Below are 22,404 nucleotides of genomic sequence, written 5' to 3' on the forward strand. Positions count from 1 at the left end.
GTGCGGCCGACGTCGACGCGCGCGGCGGTCCTGCGCGAGTTCCGCGCCCCGCTGGAGGTGACCGAACTGCCGTTGCCGCAGGAGTTGCCCGCCGGGTCGGCGTTGGTGCGGATCTCGTGCACCACCTTGTGCGGGACGGACGCGGGCCTGTGGCGGGGCGCGCTGCCGTTCGTGCGGCTGCCGATCGTGCTGGGGCACGAGATGGTCGGCACGGTCGTGGCGCTGGGCGCCGGGGCGGGCTCGGACGCCGTCGGCCGGCCGGTGGCGGTCGGCAGCCGCGTGGTGTGGTCGGAGTCGGTGTGCGGGCGGTGCCGGGCGTGCACGGTGCTGCGCGAACCGGTGCTGTGCGAGCACCGCGGGTACGGGTTCGGGCAGCGCGCCGACCGGTGGCCCTACGCGGTCGGCGGGCTGGCCGAGTACGCCTACCTGCCGCCGGGCGCGCACCGGCTGGTGGTGGCCCCGGAGGTGCCCGACACATGGGCGGCGTCCGCGGGGTGCGCCGTCAAGACGGTCGTGCGGGCGTTCGCCAACGCGGGCGGGGTGCGGCCGGGCGCGGCGGTGGTGGTGCAGGGCGCGGGCCCGCTCGGGCTGGTCGCCACCGCCTACGCGCGGGTGGCCGGCGCCGGGCGGGTGATCACGCTGGGCGGGCCGGCCCACCGACTGGCGGTGGCCGCCGCGTTCGGCGCGGACCACGTCATCGACGTCACGGCGGTGACCGACCCCGACGAGCGGGTCGCGCAGGTGGAGGAGCTGACCGAGGCGCGCGGCGCGGACCTGGTGCTGGACTTCGCGGGCGGGCCCACCGCGAACCGCGAGGGCGTGCTGATGTGCGCGCCGCGCGGCACCCACGTCGTGGTGGGGCTGGCCGGCGCGCAGGCCGCGGCGGTGCCGCTGGACGTGGTGCTCATGCGGGAGGTCCGGGTCGTCGGGTCGCTCAACGGCGACGTGTCGGACCTGTTCCTGGGCCTGCGCTTCCTGTCGGCCTGCGCGGGCCGGTTCGAGTGGGACGCCCTGTTCTCGCCCCCGGTCGGGTTGTCGGGGGCGGGGCGGGCGATCAGCGAGACGGCGTCGATGGCGGCGGTGCAGGCCGTCGTCGACCCGGGACTGGACTAGAGATGCGGGGGGTTGCGTGATGGTGGCTTTGGTGACGGGTGGCGCGGGCGGCATCGGCGGGGCGATCGCGACCGCCCTGGCCGGGCGCGGGCACCGGGTGGCGGTGGCGGACGTCGACCCCGTGGGGCTGGCGCGCAAGGCCGACGAGTTCGGCGCGCTGCCCGTGGAGATGGACGTGCGCGACGAGGCGGCCGTGCGCGAGGGGGTGGCGAAGACCGTGGCCGAGCTGGGCCCGATCGACGTGCTCGTGCACGCGGCGGGCGTGGTCGGCGGGGTGGGGCCGCTGCTGGCCTTACCCGTGGCGGCGCTGGACGCCGCCTACGCGGTGAACGTGCGCGGCACGTTCCTGCTGACCCGGGTGGTCGGGGAGGCGATGATCACCGCCCGGCGGGGCGGGGCGATGGTGCACATCAGCTCGGCCGGGTCGTTCCAGCCCACCGTCGGTCTCGGCCACTACGAGGCCACCAAGGCGGCGATGAACGCCCTGGTCCGCTCGGCCGCGCTGGAACTCGCGCCGCACGGCATCCGGGTCAACGCCGTCGCGCCCGGCCCGGTGGAGACGCCGCTGACCGCCGCCGCCCTGGCCGACCCGGCGGCCCGCGCGCCGTGGGTCGAGCGCATCCCGCTGGGCCGGCTCGCGACCACCGACGACCTGGTGCCCGCCGTGCTGCTGCTGACCTCCCTGGAGGCGCGGCACGTGACCGGGACCGTCCTGCCCATCGACGGCGGACAGCTGCTGAGGAGCGTGTGATGGCCCTGCACCCCGAGGCGCGGGCGGTGCTGGAGGACAGCGCCGCCGCGCTGATGCGGTTCGACGCGCCGGCGGCGGAGGTGCGGGCCCGCTTCGCCGAGGCGTGGCGGTCCTCGGGGCGGGGCGAGGTCGTGGACTCCGTGCGGGACCGGGCCATCCCCGGCCCGGCGGGCGCGATCCCGGTGCGGATCTACCGGCCGCACGGGGACGGGCCGTTCCCGGCGATGGTGTGGTTCCACGGCGGCGGGTGGGTGGTCGGGTCGGTGGACGAGAACGACGCCACCTGCCGGGCGCTGTGCAACGCGGTCGGCATGGTCGTGGTGTCGGTGGCCTACCGGCTCGCGCCCGAGCACCGCTACCCCGCCGCCGTCGAGGACGCCTACGCGGCGCTGACGTGGGTGGCCGCGCACGCCGGCGAGATCGGCGTGGACGGGCGGCTCGCGGTCGGCGGCGAGAGCGCCGGCGGCAACCTGGCCGCCGTGGTCAGCCTGATGTCGCGCGACCACGACGGGCCGCGCATCTCGCTGCAACTGCTGGCCGCGCCGGTGATGGCCCCGCCCAGCGACCGCAAGTCCTACGTGGACTACGGCGAGGGGCACTTCCTCAGCCGCGAGGGCATGGAGTGGTTCTTCCGGCAGTACCCGCGCGACGAGGGCGACCTGGACGACCCCTACCTGGCCCCGCTGGCCGCGGGCCACCTGCGCGGCCTGCCGCCGGCCCTGGTCATGACCGCCGAGTGCGACCCGCTGCGCGACGAGGGCGAGGAGTACGCGCACCGGCTGCTGGACGCGGGCGTGCCGGTGACGCTGCTGCGCTACGAGGGCCAGATCCACGGGTTCTTCGCGCTGCTGGTGGACCGGCTGTCGGTGTCGGCCCAGGCGCACGCCCGCGCGGCGGCGGCGTTGCGGGCGGCGTTCGCGCAGGAGGTGCCTTGGCCCCACGGGACCGGTGGTTGACCGGCAGCGCACCCGACGACTCCTCGGTGTTGCCCGCGTCCCGTCACGCACCGTAGGTTGTCCGCCTACCGAGGAGGCGTGATGGACACCACGATGCTCGCCTCGGCGGTCCGCATCGGCTCCGCCCTGGGCAGCGGCGCGGCCGTGGAGTGGGGCGAGGTGTTCGCCGCCCTCCGCGCGGCGCTGCCGGACCTGTGCGCCGTGCAGGTCACCGGCTGGGACCCCGTCGCCCGCGGTTTCGTGGTGCTCGCCGAGGACGGCTACAACCACAGCATCAGCCAGGAGCTGGCCCACGAGCTGCCGCGGACGCGTTGGGGCGGCCAGCTGTTCGACTCCGCCGTGCCGCTGCTGATGGACGACATGCCGCACAACTTCCGCGATTCCCCGCACTACCAGGAGCGCTTGCGGCCGGCCGGGTTCGACGACGGGTTGTCCGCGGTCCTGCGGGTGGGCAGCTCGCCGCGGGTGATGGGGGTGCTGCACGCCAACGCGCCCGTCCGGGGCGCGTTCGGCGAGGCCGCGCGCGCGTTCACGGCGACCGTGGGCACGGCGCTGGCCCGCCGCGTGGACCCGTTGCACTGCCCCAACCTGGACGCCTGGTTCGGTCCGGAGTGGACGGCCAGCTGGGTCGTGCCGGCGGGTGGCGCGGTGGCGGGCCGGGCGCCGGCCCCGGTCGCGGACGACCCGGGGGTGCGGGAGCTGGCGGAGACGTTCGCCGCGTTGGGCGTGCGGACCGTGCCGTTCCTGTGGCCGTCGAGGGACGGGTGGTGGCGGGTGCGGCTGCTGCGCGTGGTGGACGGGGCCCGGGTCGGGGTCGTGGTGGCCTGCACGCCCTTCGAGAACCCGTCCGGCTTGACCGCGCGCGAGTTGGACATCGCGACCGGGTTGGTGGCCGGGCTGTCGAACCAGGCGATCGCCGAGGCGCTGGTGGTCAGCCGGCGGACGGTGGAGACGTACGTGGAGCGGCTGTTGACCAAGCTCGACTGCCAGTCCCGGGGTGAGGCGGCGGGGGTGGCCGCTCGGGCGGGGTTCGTGCGCCCTTCGGCGGACGACGACGGGGTCGGCCCGCTCGCCAGGTTGACGCGCGGAGCCGACCCCTACTGGATCTGACCTCAGCCGTGGTGCATCCAGACGCCCTTGATCTCCGTGTAGGCGTCGATGGCGTACGGGCCCATCTCGCGGCCCCAGCCGCTGGTGCGGAAGCCGCCCCACGGGGCCGCCGCGTCCGGGATGCAGGCCATGTTCACGAACACCGCGCCCGCCCGGATGCCGTCGGCCAGGCGGTGCGCGGTGCGCAGGTCGTTGCTCCACACCGACGCCGCCAGGCCGTACGGCGAGTCGTTCACGCGGTGCAGGAGTTCGTCTTCGTCGTCGTAGGACAGGACCGCGAGGACCGGTCCGAAGACCTCCTCGCGGGCGATGGTCATGGTGTCGGCCACTGAACCGAAGACCGTCGGCCGGTAGAAGTGCCCCGGGCCGTCGCCGAAGGAGCCGCCGGTGAGCAGGTCCGCGCCCTCGGCGACCGCGCCCCGGACGTAGCCGTCCACCCGGGAGCGGTGCTCCGAGCTGACCAGGGGGCCCAGGTCGGTGTCGGGGTGCAGGCCCGCCCCGAGGCGCAGTCTCGACGCGGCGTCGGCCAGCTTGGTGGCGAACTCGTCCTGGCGCTTGTGGTCCACGTACAGGCGGGCGTAGGCGGCGCAGACCTGGCCGGTGTTGAGGAAGCCGCCGGCGATGGCGCCGGACACGGCCGCGTCGACGTCGGCGTCCCGGGCCACCACGGTCGGCGTCTTGCCGCCCAGTTCCAGGGTCACGCGCTTGAGGTCGTGCGCCGACGCGGCGACGATCTCCCGGCCCACGGCGGTGGAGCCGGTGAAGGAGACCTTGTCCACGCCGGGGTGGCGCACCAGCGCCTGACCGGTGGTGGGACCGCCGGTGACCAGGTTGACCACGCCGGGCGGGAAGCCCGCCTCCACGCACAGCTCGACCAGGCGGATGGTGGTCAGCGGGGTCTGCTCGGCGGGCTTGATCACCGCGGTGTTGCCGCACGCCAGGGCGGGGGCCAGTTTCCACGCCATGATCATGAGCGGGAAGTTCCACGGGGCGATCAGCGCGCACACGCCCACCGGGACGCGCTTGTCGTACTGGAGGGTGTTGGGGAACGACACCTGCCGCACCGCGCCGTCGATCTTGGTCGCCCAGCCCGCGTAGTAGCGGAAGTGCTCGACCGCGCCGGTCACGCTGACGTTGCGGGCCACCGGCAGCGGCTGCCCCTGGTCGCGGGTCTCCAGCTCGGCGAGCTTCTCCGCGTCGGCCTCGACGAGGTCGGCCAGGCGCCAGAGGAGGGCCGCCCGCTCGGTCGCGGGCAGCGCTTGCCACGCGGGCAGGGCGTCCCGGGCCGCCGCCACGGCCGCGTCCACGTCGGCGGCGGTCGCGTCGGCCACCTCGGCCAGCGGCTCGCCGGTGGCCGGGTCGGTGGTGGTGGAGGTGTCCGTCGCCGCCACCCACCGGCCGCCGATGAAAAGACCTGTCGCGCGCATGTCGACTCCCCTCTGACTGGCTGAACGCGGCCAGTGTGGGGGCCGTCCGGGGCGCTCGGCTTGGCTGCGGGTGCACTGCGGTTGTCGGTCGGTGCCTAGGCGGTGCGGTGTCCCGCCGTTGTCGGTCGGCGCCTAGGCGGTGCGGTGTTCGACGCTGCGGCGGCGGTATTCCGACGGGGAAAGGCCGTATTCGGTTTTGAACGCCCGGCTCAGGTAGGAGGCGTCCACCAGGCCCCACCGCGCGCCGATCACGCCGATGGCCAGTTGGTGCTTGCCGGGATCGGCGAGGTCCTGCCCGCAACGCTCCAGCCGGCGGTGGCGGATCCACGCCGAAACCGTCGTGCCCGCTTCGCTGAACAACTTGTGCAGGTACCGCGTGGAGATGTGGTGGGCCGCCGCGATGTCGCCCGGGGAAAGGTCCGGGTCCTCCAGGTGCGATTCCACGTAGGACTTGATTTTCACCAGCATCGCGGCCCGCGACGTTTCCGCCGGCACGTCCGGGAAATCGACCTGGTCGGCCAGCGCCGTGCCCAACAGGTCCACGACGTTGCGCGCCAGGCGGACACTTCCGTGCACCAGCGGGTCGTCCAGGTTGCGCGCCAGCTGCACCAGCGTCGTGCTCACGATGCCGCTCACGCCCTGGCCGCCGGCGAACCGGATCGCGGTCAGCTGCTCGACCTGACCGGTCGGCAGGCACAGCATGGAGCGCGGGAACATCAGCACGAGCGTGGACGACACGTCGTCGAACGCCAGCGAGTACGGCCGGGTCGTGTCGTAGATGGCGAAGTCGCCGGGCCGCAGTGCCGCCTGACGGCCGTCCTGGCTGAGTTTCGCCGTGCCGTGCAGCTGGAGGCTCAGCTTGTAGTACTCCGGGGCCGCACGGGAGATCGTGCGGCTGGTCCGGCGGACGGTGTGCGCGTCGGCGGAGGCCTCGTAGACGGCCACGCTGCCCAGGTTCCGGCCGCGCAGGCGGCCCCGGAACGCCGAGTGCTCGCCGGTGGTGGCCTCCAGGGGAACGAAAGTCTGCGAGACCGCCGACTGCCAGAGGTCGAACTGCTGGGTCGCGGGGACCCCCGCGGTGGTCAGCACGTAGGACATCGTCGCCCTCCAGGGCTCGTGACGCTGCGTGAGATCGGTGATGGGCACGGTCGTCCGCGTTCCGCTGTTCGTCAAGGGGTTGTTGCCGAGTCGTAAAAAGTTCAACCAGCGGTGCGCGGTGGGTCAAACAGCGTGCGCCGGCGGTCAACCGCAGGTCAGGACCGTCCTGTTAGACCTGGATGGCCGGCGCGTGGACACGTGCCGAGCGCGGATCGTATTCGATCCGCTACACGATCCCCGATGCGGAGGTGACCATGGGTGAGGTCGTGTTGGCCGCCAAGATCACGCATGTTCCGTCGATCTGGCTGTCCATCCACCCCGGCAAGCACCACGGCATCCGCAGGCCCGCCGAGCTGGGCCTGGCGGAGGTGGGGCGGCGCGCGAAGGAGCGCGGCGCGGACACCTTCGTCGTGGCCGACTCGCACTGGATGAACAGCATGAGCTTCCACATCAACGGAAAAGCTCGCCACCAGGGCAGTTACGCCTCGCACGAGCTGCCGCACTTCATCCGGGACCTGGAGTACGACTACCCCGGCTGCCCGGAGCTGGCCGCGCTGATCGGCGAGGAGATCACCGCGGGCGGCCAGAAGGCGATGGTCCACGACGTCAAGGACCTGGGCCTGGAGTACGCGACGCTGGTCCCGATGCACTTCATGAACCGCGACGGCGACCCGATCGCCGTGGTCCCGGTGGGGTGCAACATCTACTCGTCCATCGACGAGAACCGGCGGGTCGGCGAGGCCATCGCGCGGGCGGTGCTGCGCAGCGACCGCAAGGTGGCGTTCCTGGCCAGCGGGTCGCTGTCGCACCAGTTCCCGCCCAACGAGGTGTCCTCGCGCTACCTGGACCGGATCAGCAACCCCATCAACGAGCAGGCCGACCGGCTCGTGCTGGAGCAGTGGCGGTCCGGGCGGATCGCGGAGTTCCTGGCCGCGCTGCCCGCCTACAACGAGCGGTTCACCGGCGAGGCGGCCATGGCCGACACCGCGATGCTGTTCGGCATCCTGGGCTGGGACGCCTACACCGGTCACGGGGAGCAGCTGTGCGACTACTTCCCCAGCAGCGGCACCGGTCAGGTCATCGTCGACTTCCCCATCCCGGACGGGCTGAAGGCATGACACACCCTTTGGGTCTACAACCGTCGAAAATCATCGCGGTGCACCTGAACTTCCGCAGCCGCGCGGCCGAACGGGGCCGGTTCCCGGAGGAACCGTCCTATTTCCTCAAACCGCCGTCGTCGTTGTCGTGGACCGGGCGTGACCTGGTCCGGCCGGCGGGCACGGAGTTGGCGGCATTCGAGGGCGAAATCGCCGTGGTGATCGGGAAGCGCGCTTCCCGGGTGTCGCGTGAGGACGCGGCGGAACACATCGGCGGTATCGCCGCCGCGAACGACTTCGGTGTGCACGATCTGCGTTATGCCGATCGCGGGTCGAACCTGCGGTCCAAGGGCGCCGACGGGTTCACGCCGATCGGTCCGGTGTTGTTGGACCCGCGCGAAGTGGACCTGCACGACATTCGTCTACGAACGTGGATCAATGGCGAACTTGTGCAGGACGACAACTCGGGTGAGCTGTTGTTCGACTTCGCCTACCTCATCGCGGACCTGAGCCGGAACGTGACGCTGGAGGCCGGGGACGTCATCCTCACCGGCACGCCCACCGGGGCGACCGTGGTCTCCCCCGACGACGTCGTGGAAGTGGCGTTGAACGACACCGCGCGGCTGCGCAACGTGGTCCGGGAGGGCGCCGCGCTCGAAGGTCCCGGCGCACGGCCCCGCGTGACGGTCGCGGACCGGGCGGCGGCGGTCGGCGGCGAGGTGCCCGCCATCAAGCCCGAGACCGAGGCCGCGTTGCGGCAGGTGTCCACGGCGACCCTGTCCAGCCAGCTGCGCAAGCGCGGCCTGAACCACACGTTCCTGACCGGGCTGGCCCCGGCGCGGCCGGACCTGCGCATGGTCGGCGTCGCGCACACCCTGCGGTTCCTGCCGCTGCGCGAGGACCAGTTCGCCGAGCGCGGCGGCGGCATGAACGCCCAGAAGCGGGCCGTCGAGGCGATCGGGCCGGGCCAGGTGCTGGTCATCGACGCCCGCGAGGACCACGGCGCGGGCACGCTCGGCGACATCCTCGCGATGCGGGCGCTGCGGCGCGGCGCGGCCGGCGTCGTGACCGACGGGTGCCTGCGGGACAGCCCGGCCTTCGCCGAGCTGGACCTGCCCGCCTACAGCGCCGGCGCGCACGCGGCGGTGCTGGGGCGGCGGCACGTGCCGTGGGAGGTCGGCGTGGACGTGGCGTGCGCCGGGGTGCTGGTGCGGCCCGGTGACGTGCTGGTCGGCGACGCCGAGGGGGTCGTCCTCATCCCGCCGGCGCTGGTGGACGAGGTGGCCGCCGACTCGCTGGCGATGGAGCGCGAGGAGCGGTTCATCCTCGAACGGGTCGCCGCCGGGGCGTCCGTGGACGGGCTCTACCCGCTGGGGGAGGCCGCGCGGGCCGAGTACGAGCGGTGGGACGGATGACCGTCCCCGCCACGAAGTCCAAGACCCAGTACGCGTACGAGACCCTGCGCGACCGGATCGTGCAGGGCCGGTACGGGCCCGGCGCGCGGCTGGTGTTCGACCGGATCGCCCGCGAGCTGGGGGTCAGCCCCGTGCCGGTGCGCGAGGCCGTGCGGCGGTTGCAGGCCGAGGGCTGGGTGGTGTTCGAGCCCAACGTCGGCGCGCAGGTCGCCGAGTTCGACCCGGACGGCTACCGGCACACGATGGAGACCCTCGCCCTGCTGGAGGGCCACGCCGTCGCGGGCGCGGTGCTCACCCGCGGTCTGCTGGACCGGGCCGCGCACCTCAACGACCTGATGGCCGCGTCGCTGGTGGAGTTCGACCCGCTGGGCTTCACCCGGCTCAACCGCGAGTTCCACCTGCTGCTGTGCGGCGCGTCGCCCAACCCGCGGCTGCGCGAGCTGATCACCACCGAGTGGTCGCGGCTGGACCTGAGCCGGCGCACCACGTTCACCCTCGTGCCCGGCCGGGCGCACGAGTCCGTCGCCGAACACGCCGAGCTGCTGCGGCTGCTGCGCGCCGGCGCCCCCGCCGACCAGGTGGAGCGCTACGCCCGCGACCACAAGCTCAACACCCTCCGGGCCGTGACCGCGGCCCCGTTCCCAGGGGAGTTCCACACATGAGGTTCCGTTCCGACCCGGCGGCCATCCGCGGCTCGATCGCGCCGGTCGTCACCCCGTTCACCGCCGAGGGCGAGCTGGACACCGACAGCCTGCGCGCGCTGGTGCGCTGGCAGAAGGAAGCCGGTTCGCACGGCGTGTCCATCGGCGGCTCGACCGGCGAGCCCAGCGCGCAGTCGCTGGAGGAGCGCGTCACGGCGATGCGCGTGGTGGCCGAGGAGACCGGCGACGCCATCCCGTTCCTGCCCGGCACCGGCGCGGCGACGCTCAAGCAGACGCTGGAGCTGACCGACCAGGCCCGCAGGCTGGGCGCGGACCTGGCGCTGGTGATCACGCCGTACTACAGCCGCCCCACCCAGGAAGGGCTGTTCGCCTGGTACGACGCGGTGGCGCGGGAGTTCCCCGACCTGCCGATCGTGATCTACAACGTGCCGTCGCGCACGGCCGTGGACATCGCGCCCGACACCGTGGCCAAGCTCCGCCACGCCCACTCCAACATCGTGGGCATCAAGGAGACCACCAAGGACTTCGAGCACTTCTCGCACGTGCTGCACAAGTGCGGGCGGGACTTCCTGATGTGGTCGGGCATCGAGCTGCTGTGCCTGCCGCTGCTCGCGATCGGCGGCGCCGGGTTCGTCAGCGCCCTGGCCAACCTCGCGCCGGCCGCCGTGGCGCGGATGTACGAGCTGTACGCGGCGGGCGACCACGACGCCGCGATCGACCTGCACTACCGCCTGCACCCGCTGGTGGAGCTGCTGTTCGTGGAGACGAACCCGGCCCCCGCCAAGCACGTGCTGGCCGACCTCGGGCGCATCGCCAGCGGCCACGTCCGCCCGCCCCTGGTCTCCCCCACCCCCGCAGGCCTCGCCCGCATCGACGCGCTGCGCGCCCAGGCCGCCGACCTCCTCGAACCCGCCGGAGTCACCGCATGAACATCCCGAACGAACTGCTGCACCACATCGACGGCAAGGACGTGCCCAGCGTCGACGGCGCCACCTTCGGCGTCGCCGACCCGGTCACCAACACCGAGTACGGCCGCGTGGCCGCCGGCGGGCCGGCCGACATCGACCTGGCCGTGGCCGCCGCGCGCCGGGCGTTCACCGACGGGCCGTGGCCCCGGCTGTCCCTGCGCGAGCGGGCGAAGGTCCTGGTCCGGATCGCCGACGCCATCGAGGCCCGCGCCGAGCGGCTGGCCGAGCTGGAGACCTTCGACACCGGCCTCCCGGTCACCCAGGCCCGCGGCCAGGCGCACCGGGCGGCGGAGAACTTCCGCTACTTCGCCGACGTCATCGTGGCGCAGCACGAAGAGGCGTACCTGGTCGGCGACAAGCAGGTCAACTACGCGATCCGGCAGCCGGCCGGCGTCGCCGGGCTGATCACGCCGTGGAACACCCCGTTCATGCTGGAGACCTGGAAGCTCGCGCCGTCGCTGGCGGCCGGGTGCACGGTGGTGCTCAAGCCCGCCGAGTGGTCGCCGCTGTCGGCGAGCCTGCTGCCGGGGATCATGGCCGAGGCCGGCGTGCCGGACGGCGTGTTCAACCTGGTGCACGGCATCGGCGAGTCGGCCGGCGCGGCGCTGGTGGCGCACCCGGACGTGCCGCGCCTGTCGTTCACCGGCGAGAGCGGCACCGGCCAGATCATCATGCGCACCGCCGCCGAGCACCTCAAGGAGGTGTCGATGGAGCTGGGCGGCAAGTCGCCGTGCGTGGTCTTCGCCGACGCCGACTTCGACCGGGCGGTGGACGCGGCCGTGTTCGGCGTGTTCTCCCTCAACGGCGAGCGCTGCACGGCGTCGTCGCGGGTGCTGGTGCAGCGGGAGATCTACGACTCGTTCGTGGACGCCCTCGCGGCGCGGGCGGCGGCCGTGCGGGTCGGGCTGCCGTCGGACCCGGCGACCGAGGTGGGCGCGCTGATCCACCCCGAGCACCACGCGCGGGTCATGGAGTACGTGGAGACCGGCAAGCGCGAGGCGCGGCTGGTCGCGGGCGGCGGGCGGCCCGCCGGGCTGGACGAGGGGAACTTCCTGTCCCCCACCGTGTTCGCCGACGTGCCGGTGGACGCGCGGGTCTTCCAGGAGGAGATCTTCGGGCCGGTGGTGTGCGTGACGCCGTTCGACACCGAGGAGGAGGCGGTGGCGCTGGCCAACGCCACCAAGTACGGGCTCGCCGGGTACGTGTGGACCTCCGACCTCCAGCGCGGGCACCGGGTGGCGCGGGCGGTGCAGTCGGGCATGGTGTGGGTGAACTCCCACAACGTCCGGGACCTGCGCACGCCGTTCGGCGGCATCAAGGCCAGCGGCGTCGGCCGGGAGGGCGGCGCGCACAGCATCGACTTCTACAGCGACCTGCGGGCCGTGCACGTGGCGGTCGGCGACCTGAAGCCGCCGCGGTTCGGGGCGGCGCGGTGAGCGACCGCTTCGCGGGCCGGGTGGCCCTGATCACCGGCGCGGGCACGGGCATCGGCGCGGCGACCGCGCGCCGGATCGTCGCCGAGGGCGGCCGGGTCGTGCTGACCGGGCGCCGGCCGAGGCCGCTGGAGGAGGTCGCCGGGCCGTTGGGCGACTCGGCGCTGGCGCTGCCCGCCGACGCCGCCGACGGGCGCGCGATGGCCGACGTGGTGGCGCGGGCGGCCGAGCGGTTCGGGCGCGTGGACGTCGTCGTGGCCAACGCCGGCGGGCACGGCGTCGGGGCCGCCGGCGACACCACCGACGAGGCGTGGCGGTTGTCCTTGGACGCCAACCTGACCAGCGCCTTCGTCACCATCCGGGAGGCGCTGCCCCAGCTGACCGACGGCGGCGGGTCGGTGGTGCTGGTGTCGTCGCTGGCCGGGTTGTTCGCCGGGCCGGGCGTCGCTGGGTACACCTCGACCAAGCACGCCCTGGTGGGGCTGAGCCGGTCCATCGCGCGCGACTACGGGCGCTTGGGCGTGCGGGCGAACGTGGTGTGCCCCGGCTGGGTCCGCACCACGATGGCCGACGAGCAGATGGACCGCTTCGCCGCCGCCAAGGGCCTGGACCGGGCCGGCGCGTACGCCCTGGTCACGTCCAACACCCCGCTGGGCCGGCCCGCCGAGGCCGACGAGGTGGCCGCGCTCATCGCGTTCCTGGCCTCGCCGGACGCCTCGATCGTCACCGGGGCCGTGGTCACCGCGGACGCGGGCGCGAGCGCGGTCGACCTGCCCACCATCGCACTGGCCTAGGGAGGACGCATGTCGGAGTGGAAGACCGTCGACGACTTCGCGGCGGGCATCGACGGCAACCGGTTGCCGCGCAGCAACGCGTTGGCGGGCTTGAAGTGGACCGTGCGGCACGACGACGGTGGCACCACGGCGCTGACCTTCACCGACGAGTCCACTTTGGACAGCGGTGACCCGTACGAGGCGGTCGAGGGCGCGCCGGGGACGTTCTTCGTCTCCCGGACGTTCGGCGACGCGCCCCGGCGGGCGGAGGTCGTGATCGCGGACGTCAACACGCTGCGCACGCTCACCGTCACCTCCACCATCGCGGAGGAGGCGACACCAGGGGTCCCGCAGGTGTCGCAGGAGTTCCGACCCGGCGTCCTGGACACCGGCGAGGAGCCGTCGGGGAAGGCGCCCGAGGAGACCCGCGACCTGATCGGGTGGCGGGCGCTCTACCGGTACAGCCCCAACCACCTGTACGAGCACGTGTACCTCAGCTCGGAGCGCTACGCCTGGCAGTGCCTGGTGGGCGAGCAGCGGGGACACGGTGACGTCGACCTGGCGACGGCGTGGAAGATCGGCGAGAACCGGTACGTGTTCACCTTCCGCGAGTTCCGCATCCCGGTCGCCACGACGTGGCTGTACGACCTCGACGCGATGCGCACCACCGGCGTGTTCTTCGGCCTGAACGGCTCGGGCGAGGTCCGCCACGCCCCCGGCGGGGCGCACATCATCCCACTCGGCCGGGTCACCTACCCCGGCGACGACCAGCCCGTGTGAGGGGACCGATGTCTGCACTGGAAGTCGTTCAGGCCCACTACGCCGCCTCGGAACGGGGTGACCTGGACGGGATGCTCGCCCCACTGGCCCCGGACGCCCGGTGGACGGAGGCGGCGGGGTCCACGTACGCGGGCACCTACTTCGGCGTGGACGCGATCCGGGAGAACGTGTTCCACCGGATCGGGGCCGAGTGGGTGACGTTCAGCGCCAACGTGTCGGAGGTGCTCGCCGCCGGCGACACGGTGGTGGCGCTGGGCGACTACGTCGGGGTCCACCGAGCGACGGGCAAGGCGATGACGGCCCGGTTCACCCACGTGTGGCGGGTGGCGGACGGCCGGGTGACGTCGTTCGAACAGGTAGCCGACACCGCGCTGATCAGGGCTGCGGAAAACTGAACCGCGCGCAGCGCGCGCCCTTGTCTCGTGGGGCGCGCGCCAGCGCGCCTGCTTTTGGGCTTTTCCGTCCTCCCCGTATGGCCTGCCCGAAGGGCTACCACAGATTTCCCCGGGTGCGGCCGAAATTTTTGTGAGGAACGAGCAAAAATTTTAGCGGCACCCGGGGAAATCTGTGGTCGGCTCCGCCAGGCCATACGGGGAGGACGGAAAAGCCCCCGCTTTTCGCTTTTCCTCCCCGGCGGCCTGCCCGCCGGCGAGGCTCTTTTTCTTTCGAGCGCGTCAGCGCGTTTGCGCTGTTCAAGCGCTTGAAGCTCTTTGAGCAACGCGCGTAGCGCTCCCAAGCGAACGCGCTGCGCGCTCGAAAGAAAAAAGAGCCTCGCCGGCGGGCAGGCCCCCGGAGGGGAAGAGCGTCGGTCTCCCTCCGCACGGCCTGCCGGAGGCAACCACAGATCGCCGGGGTCGTCCAAAAAACTTTCGCTCGTTCCTCGCGAAACTTTTTCAGGCCGACCCCGGCGATCCGTGGTTGGGCTGCGCCCAGGCCGTACGGAGGGAGACCGAGGCCCTTCCCGTGGCTAAATAGCCCAGAGGAAAAGCGTGCCCCTGTGGCGCTGTGTGCCGCCCTGGGACGGCACACAGCCCTTACAGCGTGAGCGGGGCCCATGCTTTAAAGCAGGGACAGGTCCACGGCCTCGGCCATCGCTCGGTAACCCGCGTCGCCTGGGTGCAGGGCGTCGCCGCTGTCGTAGGCCGGCAGCATGCGGTCCGGGTCGGTCGGGTCGGCCAGGGCCCGGTCCAGGTCGATCACGCCGTCGTACTCGCCCGACGTGCGGATCCACTCGTTCAGCGCGTCCCGGGTGGTCTCGCCCTCCTCGGTGAAGTACGCCGCGCCCTTGTACGGCAGCAGGGTCGCGCCGAGGATGCGCACGCCCTTCGCGTGGGCCTGGCGGATCAGTTCGCGGTGGCCCTCGATGAGTTGGGCCGCCGTCACCTTCGGGGCCGGGAGCGCGCAGGCGTGGCCCAGTTGCGGGAAGCCGATGTCGTTGATGCCCTCCAGCACGATCACCGTGCGGACGTCCGGCTGGGCCAGTGCCGCCTGCGCGAACCGCGTGGTGGCCTTCTCGCCGAAGCACGTCGAGTCGGTGAGCACCCGGTTGCCGCCGATGCCCGCGTTCACCACGTTCTTGCGGCCCCGCAGGCGTTCCGCCAGCTCGTCGGGGTAGCGGTTGTCGGCGTCGACCGTGGACAGCGCGCCGTCGGTGATCGAGTCGCCGAAGGCCACCACCGTGTCGCGGCGCGGCGACGCGTCCACCGCCTCCACCCCGGCCAGGTAGAACCACGACTGCGAGGTCTCGGTGAACGCCTCCCCGTCCACGGCGGACCGGTGGTCGCCGACCGCGCGGTACGACGTGGCGTTGGCGAAGAAGTGACCGGTGGCGGGACCGGTCGGCGACGCCAGGTACAGCGTGACGGTCACCTTCGACAGCGGCGCGACGGGGAACACCGCCACGTCGCTGACGGTCTGCGCCCCGGCCGGCACCACGACCGAACGGTCACCGCGGAACCGCAGGTGCCGCACCGATCCCGGCTGCACGGCCGCCCCGGAGTCGGTGCGGGCGATCGTCGCACCGGTCACCTCCAGCGGGCGCGTGCCGTAGGTGTTGGACAGGCGGATGCGCAGCGCCGGGCCGCCGCCGTTGAGCCGCACCACCTGGCGCAGCGTGTGGTTGTCGAACCCGGTCACTCCCCAGGTCGGGCCGAACCCGTCGCTGGGCGCGTGCTGCGCGGCCCCCCAGATCGCGGTGAACCCGCGTGCGTGGTCGGCCGCCGCGGCGGGCGCCAGTGCCACTCCCACCACCGCGGTGAGCAGGAGTGCGCCGAACTTCTTCATCGCTGTGCCCCCAGTAGGCGTTGATCGATGATCACCAATCTACTCGTCCGGCCTCGGGCGCGCGCGGCTCGGGGACCGCGCGGTCGGGGATGACGCGGGGGTTGCGCCGACCGGTGGCCAGGCCGTTGGCGACGTGGTGGCGCGCCTCCCGCTCGGTCCAGCCCTCGACGCCGTTGTGGCGGGCGGCGGCGTCGAGGAGGGTGGCGGCGGCGTCCTGCTCGTCCAGCCAGCCCGCGCCGACCAGTTCGCCCAACCGGCACGCGGCGGTGAACAGCGCGTTGGCCCGCGTCCCGGGCAGGGCGGTGCGCACCCGGTGCGCCTCGCCGTCCAGCGCGGCGGCCCGGTACGCGCGCACGCGGCGCGGCGCGGGCACGGCGGACGCCGTCGGGGGCGGTGGCGGCGGCGGTGGGCTGAGCAGGCGGACCAGCCAGGCCGGCGCGGGAGCCGGTTCGACGTCCCGCACGACCTTGTAGAGCCGCAACCCGCTGGTCATGTGCCGGATCGACCCGGCCGCCGCCACGTACCCGCCCGCCGACCGCGTGTCCACGTGCCGCCCGAGCTTGCCGACCGTGTTGCGCAAGGGGATCTCCGGCGCTCTGAAGTACCGGTGCTCTCCCCCGCTGGGCGTGAACACGGTGTAGGTGTCGACGGGGTCCTCGGCGCCGTGGCGCCGCGCCAGCTCCGCCAGCACGTCCCGGCCGTGCGGAACACCCTGGTCCAGGTCCACCACCAGCAGCCCGGCCGCCCGGCAGGAGATCCCGATGTTGTAGGGCCGGTGCCGCCACCAGGCCTCGACCCGGTCCCGGTCCAGCGTCGCCCGCCGGTCCCAGTCCTTGAGCGCCGGCACCTTGCCCAACGGCCGCAGCGGGAAGACCGGCCACCCCCGCTCGACCGCGGCCATCGCCGCCGCCAACCTCGCCTCGAACGCGCCCATGCCGAAACCCCCTCGCCTCGCCGGCTCGGCGTGGGGGAAGCGCGCCGCACCTTCATTCTCCCTGGTGGGAGGCCGTGCGTACAGGCGTCCGTTCGGGGGTGGGCCACCCGTCGCGCGGGGTCCGCGGCGCGTGCGGACCCCGCGCGACGGTCACCGGCCGACTTCCTGGGCGGCCCAGGCGGCGGCGGCCGAGTAGTACTCGCCCGCGTTGGGGGCGAGGTTGATCGAGTGGCCGTGGTCGGGCAGGCTGAACGCCCGCACCGGGCCGCCGTAGTACGGGGCCTCGGCGTCCAGCAGGGTTTGGGACGTCGAGCAGTCCGTGGCCAGCGGGCCGCACACGGCCGCGTCCCGGCTGCCCACGGCCACCATCACCGGCACGTCGATGAGCAGGCTGTAGGGCAGCAGCACCGACACGCCCAGGCCGTCCGCGGCCTCGGTCGCCGAGAAGACGTCCTTTGTGGACTCTTCCTCCTCCTCCAGCGGCGGGGCGAGGAAACCGGGGGCGTGGAAGCTCTCGTACCGCGTGCCGGGCGCGGTGGTGAGGTAGCCGACCGGGTAGAGCAGGCCGAACTTCGGGTCCAGGTTCGCGGGCACGAAGTTGGCGAACGCCGCCGCCACCCCGGCCGGGTTGACGCGGTGGGTCATGCCCGTCACCAGGACGCCGTCAACGTCGCGGTAGGCGCCCGCCTCCAGCACGGCGATCGCCGCGCCCAGCGAGTGGCCGCCGGTGATCACCTTGTCGAACGACCGGCCGTACGCGCCGGACCGCAGGCCCTGCACCACCTGGTGCAGGGCGTCGGCCTGCACGAACCCGGTGAGCGCCACCGCCAGGGGCCGCGAGCTCGCGCCGGTGCCCAGCCGGTCCACGGTCAACGTGGCGAAGCCCGCGGCGTTCTGGGCGGCGCGGAAGGAGTGCGTGCCGTCGGAGTAGTTCCAGTACGCGCTGTTGTAGGTGGCGCCGGGGACCAGGACCTGCACGGTCGACGCGCCGCCGGCGGGCGTGCACAGCTCGCCGTGCACCGTGTGCTGCTGTTCGAGGACCCGGACCGGGGCGTAGACGTCCCGGCAGGTCGCGCCGGCGGCGGACGCGGTGGTCAGGGACGACGCCACGAGCAGCGCGACGGCGCCGGCGGCCAGTGAGTACCGCAAGGAAGAACGACCTCCTAGTGAGAACGGGGAACAGCGGTCATCGGCAGTCGGTCGGGGTGGATCAGGCCGACGACCTTGGGGCGCACGGGTGTGCCGGGCACCGGGACCAGCCGCCACCGGGCCGCGATGGTCGCGGTGGCGATGGCCAGCTCGTACTGGGCGAACTGGTGGCCGGGGCAGTGGTGCAGGCCGCCCGCGAACGGCACGTACGCGCCGCGCGGCACCCGGGCGGCGCGGTCGGGTGACCAGCGGTCGGGGTCGAACCGCTCGGGCGCGGGGTGCGAGAGCGGGTCGTGGTGCAGGGCGTGCGGGCTGAACGCCACGTCCGCGCCGGCCGGGAGGTCCACGCCGCCCAACGTCACGTCGGCGCCGGTGCGGCGCATCATGATCCACAGCGGGTACTTGCGCAGCACCTCGGTGATCACCCGCCGCGTGTAGCGCAGCTCCGGCACGTCGGCCAGGGTCGCGGGCCGCCGCCCCACCACCTCGTCCACCTCGTCGTGCACGCGGTCGGCGACGTCGGGGTTGGCGGCCAGCTCGTGGAACAGCCAGGACAGCGCCACGCCGGTGGTCTCGCTGCCCGCGACCAGCAGGGTCACCACCTCGTCGCGCACCTGGCGGGCGTTCATCGGCAGGCCGTGCTCGTCGCGCGCCTCGACCAGGGTGGACAGCAGGTCGGCGCGGTCGGTGCGGCGGTGGGCGACGATGTCGTCCACGACCCGGTGGACGCGCGCGACGGCGTCGTCGAACCGGCGGTTGACCGGGAGGGCCAGCGGGCCCGGCGCGAGCGCGCGGACCACGCCCAGCCGGAGCATGGTCGAGGTGTGCCGGCGGATCTCGGCGCTGACGCGCGGGTCGAAATCGGTGGAGAACAGCGTCCGGCCGACGACGCCGATGGTGAAGTCCTGCACGACCCGGTCGAACCGGAGCGGTTGTCCGGGTCGCCAGGAATCGACCAGATCGGCGGCGGATTCGGTCATCACCGCCGCGTGGCGTTCCAGGGCGGGTTGGCGCAACGCGGGTTGGATCATCCGACGTTGTCGGCGGTGGAATTCGCCGTCGGTGCTGACCAGGCCGTTCCCGAACGCGCGGCGCAGTTTGTCGACCAGCAGGCCCTTGCGGAACTTCTCGCCGGGACCGGAAAGCACCTGGTGGACCAATTCGGGGGTGGTCGCGAAGTGGACCGGCAGCGGTCCGAGCCACACCCGCACGAGATCGCCGTGGGACCGCAATTTCGCGGTGAACGCGAGCCGTTGTCGCAGCATGGCGGGGGTGTGACCGATCAGGGGTAATCGTCCGGGAACTGTGGGTGCCTCACGTTTTCGCGTTCCGGTGGTCATCGCATGGCCTCCAGCCGGGGATTGACCGCGAGCACTCTATGCGCCGTTCGGAGGCCCTGGGGATCGCGCATTCGAGTTAAGTTGTTGGATCGGCTGGCTTCTGTGTTGCGTAGACGGTTGGATGTTGTGGTCACGCAACCACACGGGAGTGCGCCATGACCGATCTCGACTGGGTGCCCGACGGCATCGACATGAACGTCCCGAGCGTGGCGCGCACGTACGACTACCTGCTCGGCGGCGCGCACAACCTCGCGGTGGACCGCCGAATGGGTGACGAAATGCTGAAAGTCCTCCCCGGCGCGCGAAGACTGGTGCGGATCAACCGCGCGTTCCTCCGCCGGGCGGTCACCCACCTGGTGGCCGACGGCGTCGACCAGTTCCTCGACATCGGGTCCGGCATCCCGACCGTCGGCAACGTCCACGAGATCGCGCCCGCCGCGAAGGTCGTCTACGTCGACAAGGACCCGGTCGCGGTCGCGCACAGCCGGCTCATCCTCGCCGGCACCGACCGCGCCACCGTCGTGCAGGCCGACATGCGCGAGCCGGAGGACGTCCTGTCCCGCCCGGAGGTGGTGGGGCTGCTGGACTTCGACCGCCCGATCGCCGTGCTCATGCTGCTGGTGCTGCACTTCTCGCCGCACTCGGAGGACCCGGTCGGCTACCTGGGCCGCTACCGCGACCGGCTCGCGCCCGGCAGCGCCCTGGTGATCTCGCACGCCACCGCCGACCGCCGCGTGGACACCATGCGGGAGGCCGCGGCCACCGTGCGGCGCAGCAACTCCCAGGACAACCTCGTCTACCGCACGCACGGCGAGGTCACCGAGCTGTTCACCGGCTTCGACCTGGTGGAGCCCGGCGTGGTCGGCGTCGCCCTGTGGCGGCCCGACGGCATGGGCGACATCTCCGACGACCCCGACGACAACACCCAGGTCTACGTCGGTGTCGGCCGCAAACCCCGGGCGGGAGCCGCCTGACATGACCGCTGCGCTCCCCCAGGACGCGGCCGGACCGCGGGCTCGGGCGAAGCTCGCGAGGAAGTGGGCCTACCTGCTCAGCGCGCGGACGTTCGTCCCGCTGAGCACCCCCGAGCTGGAACGGCACCTGCTGGGCCTGGTCGAACGGCTGTGGGTGGCGGCGGGCAGCGACGCCTTGGCGCAGAAGGTCGGGCACGAGGTCGGCGCGGCGCTGGTGGACCTCAACTGCACCGGACCCGAGGGCCTCCAGTGCACGGTCGAGGTCGTCGCCAAGGGCCTGCTGACGATGCCGCCCAGCGGCGACGGGGACAAGGCGCGCGACCGGGTCGTGGACGTGATCGCCGCGCTGGCGGCCGGGTTCGCGCAGCGCGTGAAGACCTCCACGTTGGAGCAGCAGGAGCAGTTGGGCCGCTCGCTGTACCGGGCGATGCGGCAGGCGCAGGTGGACCTCCAGCTCACCCGGTCCCGCTGCGACCTGCTGGAGAACGGGACCTCCACCGGGGTCGCGACCGCCGACCTGTCCGGCGAGCTGGTCAAGGTCAACGGGGCGCTGGGCCGCATCGTCGACCGGCCGGTGGCGGAGCTGACCGGCGCGACCCTGTTCGACCTGGTGCACGAGGACGAGCGGGAGGCGCTGCGGTCCGACTTCGCGCGCCTGGCGGCGGGCGGCACGACCTCGGTCACCCAGCCGCACCGGCTGCTGCGCGCCGACGACGAACTGGCGTGGGTGGCGCTCACGCTGTCCCCGCTGCGCCGCCAGGAGGGCGACAACCAGGTGGTGGTGCTGGCCGAGGACGCCACCGACGTCAACCTGCTGCAGGGCCAGCTCAACCACCAGTCGCTGCACGACGTGCTGACCAGGCTGCCCAACCGCCAGTACTTCACCAGCCGGCTGGAGCAGGCGCTGCGCGACGCCGACCCGGCGCACGGCGTCACCGTCTACCACCTGGACCTGGACGGCTTCTCGCTGGTGACCGGCGGGTTGGGGCGGCCGGTGGGCGACCACCTGCTCAAGGTCGTGGGCGAACGGCTGGAGCAGGTCGTCGCCGACGAGGACGCGATGGTGGCGCGGTTCGGGTTCGACGAGTTCGCGGTGCTGGTGCGCAACTCGGCCACGACGCCGGACGTGGTGACGATGGTGCGGCGGATCAACGACCGGCTGTCCGAGCCGTTCGCGGTGCGCGGCGAACTGGTCGCGTGCTCGGCGACGATCGGCGTGGTCCACCGCCCGCCCCGCGACGCGTCACCGCACGACCTGCTGGACTCGGCGGACCTGACCCTGCGCCGGGCCAAGGGCAACGGCCGCCGGCAGTGGGAACTGGCCGACCCGGCCCAGGACACCCGCGACCGCCGGACGTTCAGCCTGGCGGCGACCATGGCGGGCGCGTGGGAGCTGGGCGAACTGGCGGTGCGCTACCAGCCGCTGGTGCGCCTGGCCGACGAGCGGGTGGTCGCCGGCGAGGCGTTGCTGCGCTGGGACCACCCGCGCCTGGGCGTCGTGCCGCACGGGCAGTGCCTGGCGCTGGCCGAGGACACGGGTCTGGTGGTGCCGCTGGGGACGTGGCTGCTGCGGGCGGCGTGCGCGCAGGCCGCGGAGTGGTCCGCGCCGGTGCGGGTGTCGCTGACCGCGCGGCAGGCGGCCGACCCGGAGCTGGTCGGGTCGGTGCGGGAGGCGTTGCGGGACACCGGTTTGGCGGCCGGGTCGCTGTGGTTGGGCGCGCCGGCGGAGGTGGTGCTGGCCGACGGGGAGGCGGCGGACAACCTGCGCATCCTGGCGGACATGGGCGTGGCGGTGGAGGTCGACGGGTTCACCGCCGCGCCGGCGGACTTGGTGGCGGTGGCGGGGTTCCCGGCTCGGGCGGTGCGGGTGTGCCGTCCGTTGACCGACCAGCCGGCGCCGTTGGTGGCCCGGGCGTTGGCGCAGCTGCTGGAGGTCCTGCGGTCGGCGGGGATCGCGGTGTCGGTGGCCGACGTGACGACCTCGGTGCAGGCGCGGTGGTGGCGGGAGGTCGGGGCGGAAACGGCCTCGGGCCCGCTGTTCGCCCCGGCCGGCCCGCCGGAGGCCATCGCCGACCGGCTGTGAGCGCCGGCCACCGGTAGTCGTCGCCGACCGGCTGTGAGCGCCGGCCGGACGACAGGAG

20 protein-coding genes are annotated in these 22,404 nt (G+C 73.2%); 14 read left to right on the forward strand and 6 right to left on the reverse strand.

Translation table 11 applies throughout. The features are described 5' to 3' along the window. From ABD126_RS02565 to ABD126_RS02580, 4 genes are all read left to right on the forward strand, one after another. Entirely contained in the window at positions 1 to 1,113 is a 1,113-nt protein-coding gene (locus ABD126_RS02565; RefSeq protein ID WP_343931932.1) for a zinc-binding dehydrogenase, read from the forward strand. Between the two features lie 19 nt (positions 1,114 to 1,132). Beyond that, positions 1,133 to 1,864: an SDR family NAD(P)-dependent oxidoreductase gene (locus tag ABD126_RS02570; RefSeq protein ID WP_343931933.1), complete on the forward strand. Its 732-nt coding sequence runs from the start codon at positions 1,133 to 1,135 to the stop codon at positions 1,862 to 1,864. Further along, positions 1,864 to 2,820 (forward strand): alpha/beta hydrolase, encoded by a 957-nt coding sequence (locus tag ABD126_RS02575; RefSeq protein WP_343931934.1) that lies wholly within the window; start codon positions 1,864 to 1,866, stop codon positions 2,818 to 2,820. The genes ABD126_RS02570 and ABD126_RS02575 overlap by 1 nt, the downstream gene beginning before the upstream one ends. An 81-nt stretch (positions 2,821 to 2,901) precedes the next feature. Then, positions 2,902 to 3,930: a helix-turn-helix transcriptional regulator gene (locus ABD126_RS02580; protein WP_343931935.1), complete on the forward strand. Its 1,029-nt coding sequence runs from the start codon at positions 2,902 to 2,904 to the stop codon at positions 3,928 to 3,930. A gap of 2 nt (positions 3,931 to 3,932) precedes the next feature. Here ABD126_RS02580 and ABD126_RS02585 read toward each other — a convergent pair whose 3' ends face one another. Then, a complete protein-coding gene (locus ABD126_RS02585; protein WP_343931936.1) occupies positions 3,933 to 5,357 on the reverse strand; it encodes an aldehyde dehydrogenase family protein in 1,425 nt (474 codons plus the stop codon). Positions 5,358 to 5,489: 132 nt separating this feature from the next. Further along, complete coding sequence (locus tag ABD126_RS02590; protein WP_343931937.1) at positions 5,490 to 6,455, reverse strand: AraC-like ligand-binding domain-containing protein; 966 nt, start codon at positions 6,453 to 6,455, stop codon at positions 5,490 to 5,492. Positions 6,456 to 6,709: 254 nt separating this feature from the next. Between ABD126_RS02590 and hpaD the strand changes: the two genes are divergently transcribed. Genes hpaD through ABD126_RS02630 form a run of 8 tightly spaced genes read left to right on the forward strand, consistent with a single transcriptional unit; the run spans position 6,710 to position 13,978 of the window. Next, a complete protein-coding gene (hpaD, locus tag ABD126_RS02595) occupies positions 6,710 to 7,573 on the forward strand; it encodes a 3,4-dihydroxyphenylacetate 2,3-dioxygenase (protein ID WP_343931938.1) in 864 nt (287 codons plus the stop codon). Then, positions 7,570 to 8,967 carry a fumarylacetoacetate hydrolase family protein gene (locus tag ABD126_RS02600; RefSeq protein ID WP_343931939.1) on the forward strand — a complete coding sequence of 466 codons (1,398 nt, stop codon included), beginning with the start codon at positions 7,570 to 7,572 and terminating at the stop codon, positions 8,965 to 8,967. The genes hpaD and ABD126_RS02600 overlap by 4 nt, the downstream gene beginning before the upstream one ends. Further along, positions 8,964 to 9,629, forward strand: a complete 666-nt coding sequence (locus ABD126_RS02605; protein WP_343931940.1) for a GntR family transcriptional regulator — start codon at positions 8,964 to 8,966, stop codon at positions 9,627 to 9,629. Before ABD126_RS02600 ends, ABD126_RS02605 begins: the two co-directional genes overlap by 4 nt. After that, positions 9,626 to 10,558 (forward strand): 4-hydroxy-tetrahydrodipicolinate synthase, encoded by a 933-nt coding sequence (dapA, locus tag ABD126_RS02610; protein WP_343931941.1) that lies wholly within the window; start codon positions 9,626 to 9,628, stop codon positions 10,556 to 10,558. The genes ABD126_RS02605 and dapA overlap by 4 nt, the downstream gene beginning before the upstream one ends. Continuing rightward, complete coding sequence (gene hpaE, locus ABD126_RS02615) at positions 10,555 to 12,033, forward strand: 5-carboxymethyl-2-hydroxymuconate semialdehyde dehydrogenase (RefSeq protein ID WP_343931942.1); 1,479 nt, start codon at positions 10,555 to 10,557, stop codon at positions 12,031 to 12,033. Before dapA ends, hpaE begins: the two co-directional genes overlap by 4 nt. Then, the gene (locus ABD126_RS02620; RefSeq protein WP_343931943.1) at positions 12,030 to 12,824 is read left to right on the forward strand and encodes an SDR family NAD(P)-dependent oxidoreductase; all 795 of its coding nucleotides are present in this window, start codon (positions 12,030 to 12,032) and stop codon (positions 12,822 to 12,824) included. The genes hpaE and ABD126_RS02620 overlap by 4 nt, the downstream gene beginning before the upstream one ends. A gap of 9 nt (positions 12,825 to 12,833) precedes the next feature. Continuing rightward, positions 12,834 to 13,583, forward strand: coding sequence for a molybdenum cofactor biosynthesis F family protein (locus ABD126_RS02625; protein ID WP_343931944.1), 750 nt, complete (start codon positions 12,834 to 12,836; stop codon positions 13,581 to 13,583). Positions 13,584 to 13,591: 8 nt separating this feature from the next. Beyond that, a complete protein-coding gene (locus tag ABD126_RS02630; RefSeq protein WP_343931945.1) occupies positions 13,592 to 13,978 on the forward strand; it encodes a nuclear transport factor 2 family protein in 387 nt (128 codons plus the stop codon). 664 nt (positions 13,979 to 14,642) lie between these two features. On the opposite strand, the gene ABD126_RS02635 is transcribed toward ABD126_RS02630, so the two are convergent. The 4 genes from ABD126_RS02635 to ABD126_RS02650 all read right to left on the reverse strand — a co-directional run bounded on the left by ABD126_RS02635 (position 14,643) and on the right by ABD126_RS02650 (position 19,289). Further along, on the reverse strand, positions 14,643 to 15,866 hold the full coding sequence (locus tag ABD126_RS02635; RefSeq protein ID WP_343931946.1) for an SGNH/GDSL hydrolase family protein: 1,224 nt from the start codon (positions 15,864 to 15,866) through the stop codon (positions 14,643 to 14,645). A gap of 31 nt (positions 15,867 to 15,897) precedes the next feature. Further along, a complete protein-coding gene (locus tag ABD126_RS02640; RefSeq protein ID WP_343931947.1) occupies positions 15,898 to 16,800 on the reverse strand; it encodes a bifunctional DNA primase/polymerase in 903 nt (300 codons plus the stop codon). Positions 16,801 to 16,950: 150 nt separating this feature from the next. After that, entirely contained in the window at positions 16,951 to 17,949 is a 999-nt protein-coding gene (locus ABD126_RS02645) for an alpha/beta hydrolase (protein ID WP_343931948.1), read from the reverse strand. A 14-nt stretch (positions 17,950 to 17,963) separates the two neighbouring features. Beyond that, positions 17,964 to 19,289, reverse strand: a complete 1,326-nt coding sequence (locus ABD126_RS02650; RefSeq protein ID WP_343931949.1) for a cytochrome P450 — start codon at positions 19,287 to 19,289, stop codon at positions 17,964 to 17,966. Between the two features lie 155 nt (positions 19,290 to 19,444). On the opposite strand from ABD126_RS02650, the gene ABD126_RS02655 reads away from it, so the two are divergent. Together ABD126_RS02655 and ABD126_RS02660 are read left to right on the forward strand one after the other, a co-directional pair. After that, entirely contained in the window at positions 19,445 to 20,263 is an 819-nt protein-coding gene (locus tag ABD126_RS02655; RefSeq protein ID WP_343931950.1) for an SAM-dependent methyltransferase, read from the forward strand. A 1-nt stretch (position 20,264) separates the two neighbouring features. Continuing rightward, positions 20,265 to 22,346, forward strand: a complete 2,082-nt coding sequence (locus tag ABD126_RS02660) for a putative bifunctional diguanylate cyclase/phosphodiesterase (RefSeq protein ID WP_343931951.1) — start codon at positions 20,265 to 20,267, stop codon at positions 22,344 to 22,346. Positions 22,347 to 22,404: the final 58 nt, after the last annotated feature.

It is taken from the genome of Saccharothrix mutabilis subsp. mutabilis (assembly GCF_039521145.1).
Classification (GTDB): Bacteria; Actinomycetota; Actinomycetes; order Mycobacteriales; family Pseudonocardiaceae; genus Actinosynnema; species Actinosynnema mutabilis.

Bases quoted from the DNA above. Each gene is read 5' to 3' on its own strand.
- hpaE (WP_343931942.1), top strand. From the start codon at position 10,555: ATGAACATCCCGAACGAACTGCTGCACCACATCGACGGCAAGGACGTG.
- ABD126_RS02605 (WP_343931940.1), top strand. From the start codon at position 8,964: ATGACCGTCCCCGCCACGAAGTCCAAGACCCAGTACGCGTACGAGACC.
- ABD126_RS02590 (WP_343931937.1), bottom strand. From the start codon at position 6,455: ATGTCCTACGTGCTGACCACCGCGGGGGTCCCCGCGACCCAGCAGTTC.
- ABD126_RS02635 (WP_343931946.1), bottom strand. From the start codon at position 15,866: ATGAAGAAGTTCGGCGCACTCCTGCTCACCGCGGTGGTGGGAGTGGCA.
- ABD126_RS02655 (WP_343931950.1), top strand. From the start codon at position 19,445: ATGACCGATCTCGACTGGGTGCCCGACGGCATCGACATGAACGTCCCG.
- ABD126_RS02600 (WP_343931939.1), top strand. From the start codon at position 7,570: ATGACACACCCTTTGGGTCTACAACCGTCGAAAATCATCGCGGTGCAC.
- ABD126_RS02660 (WP_343931951.1), top strand. From the start codon at position 20,265: ATGACCGCTGCGCTCCCCCAGGACGCGGCCGGACCGCGGGCTCGGGCG.
- ABD126_RS02650 (WP_343931949.1), bottom strand. From the start codon at position 19,289: ATGACCACCGGAACGCGAAAACGTGAGGCACCCACAGTTCCCGGACGA.
- ABD126_RS02580 (WP_343931935.1), top strand. From the start codon at position 2,902: ATGGACACCACGATGCTCGCCTCGGCGGTCCGCATCGGCTCCGCCCTG.
- ABD126_RS02575 (WP_343931934.1), top strand. From the start codon at position 1,864: ATGGCCCTGCACCCCGAGGCGCGGGCGGTGCTGGAGGACAGCGCCGCC.
- dapA (WP_343931941.1), top strand. From the start codon at position 9,626: ATGAGGTTCCGTTCCGACCCGGCGGCCATCCGCGGCTCGATCGCGCCG.
- ABD126_RS02585 (WP_343931936.1), bottom strand. From the start codon at position 5,357: ATGCGCGCGACAGGTCTTTTCATCGGCGGCCGGTGGGTGGCGGCGACG.
- ABD126_RS02570 (WP_343931933.1), top strand. From the start codon at position 1,133: ATGGTGGCTTTGGTGACGGGTGGCGCGGGCGGCATCGGCGGGGCGATC.
- hpaD (WP_343931938.1), top strand. From the start codon at position 6,710: ATGGGTGAGGTCGTGTTGGCCGCCAAGATCACGCATGTTCCGTCGATC.
- ABD126_RS02640 (WP_343931947.1), bottom strand. From the start codon at position 16,800: ATGGGCGCGTTCGAGGCGAGGTTGGCGGCGGCGATGGCCGCGGTCGAG.
- ABD126_RS02625 (WP_343931944.1), top strand. From the start codon at position 12,834: ATGTCGGAGTGGAAGACCGTCGACGACTTCGCGGCGGGCATCGACGGC.
- ABD126_RS02630 (WP_343931945.1), top strand. From the start codon at position 13,592: ATGTCTGCACTGGAAGTCGTTCAGGCCCACTACGCCGCCTCGGAACGG.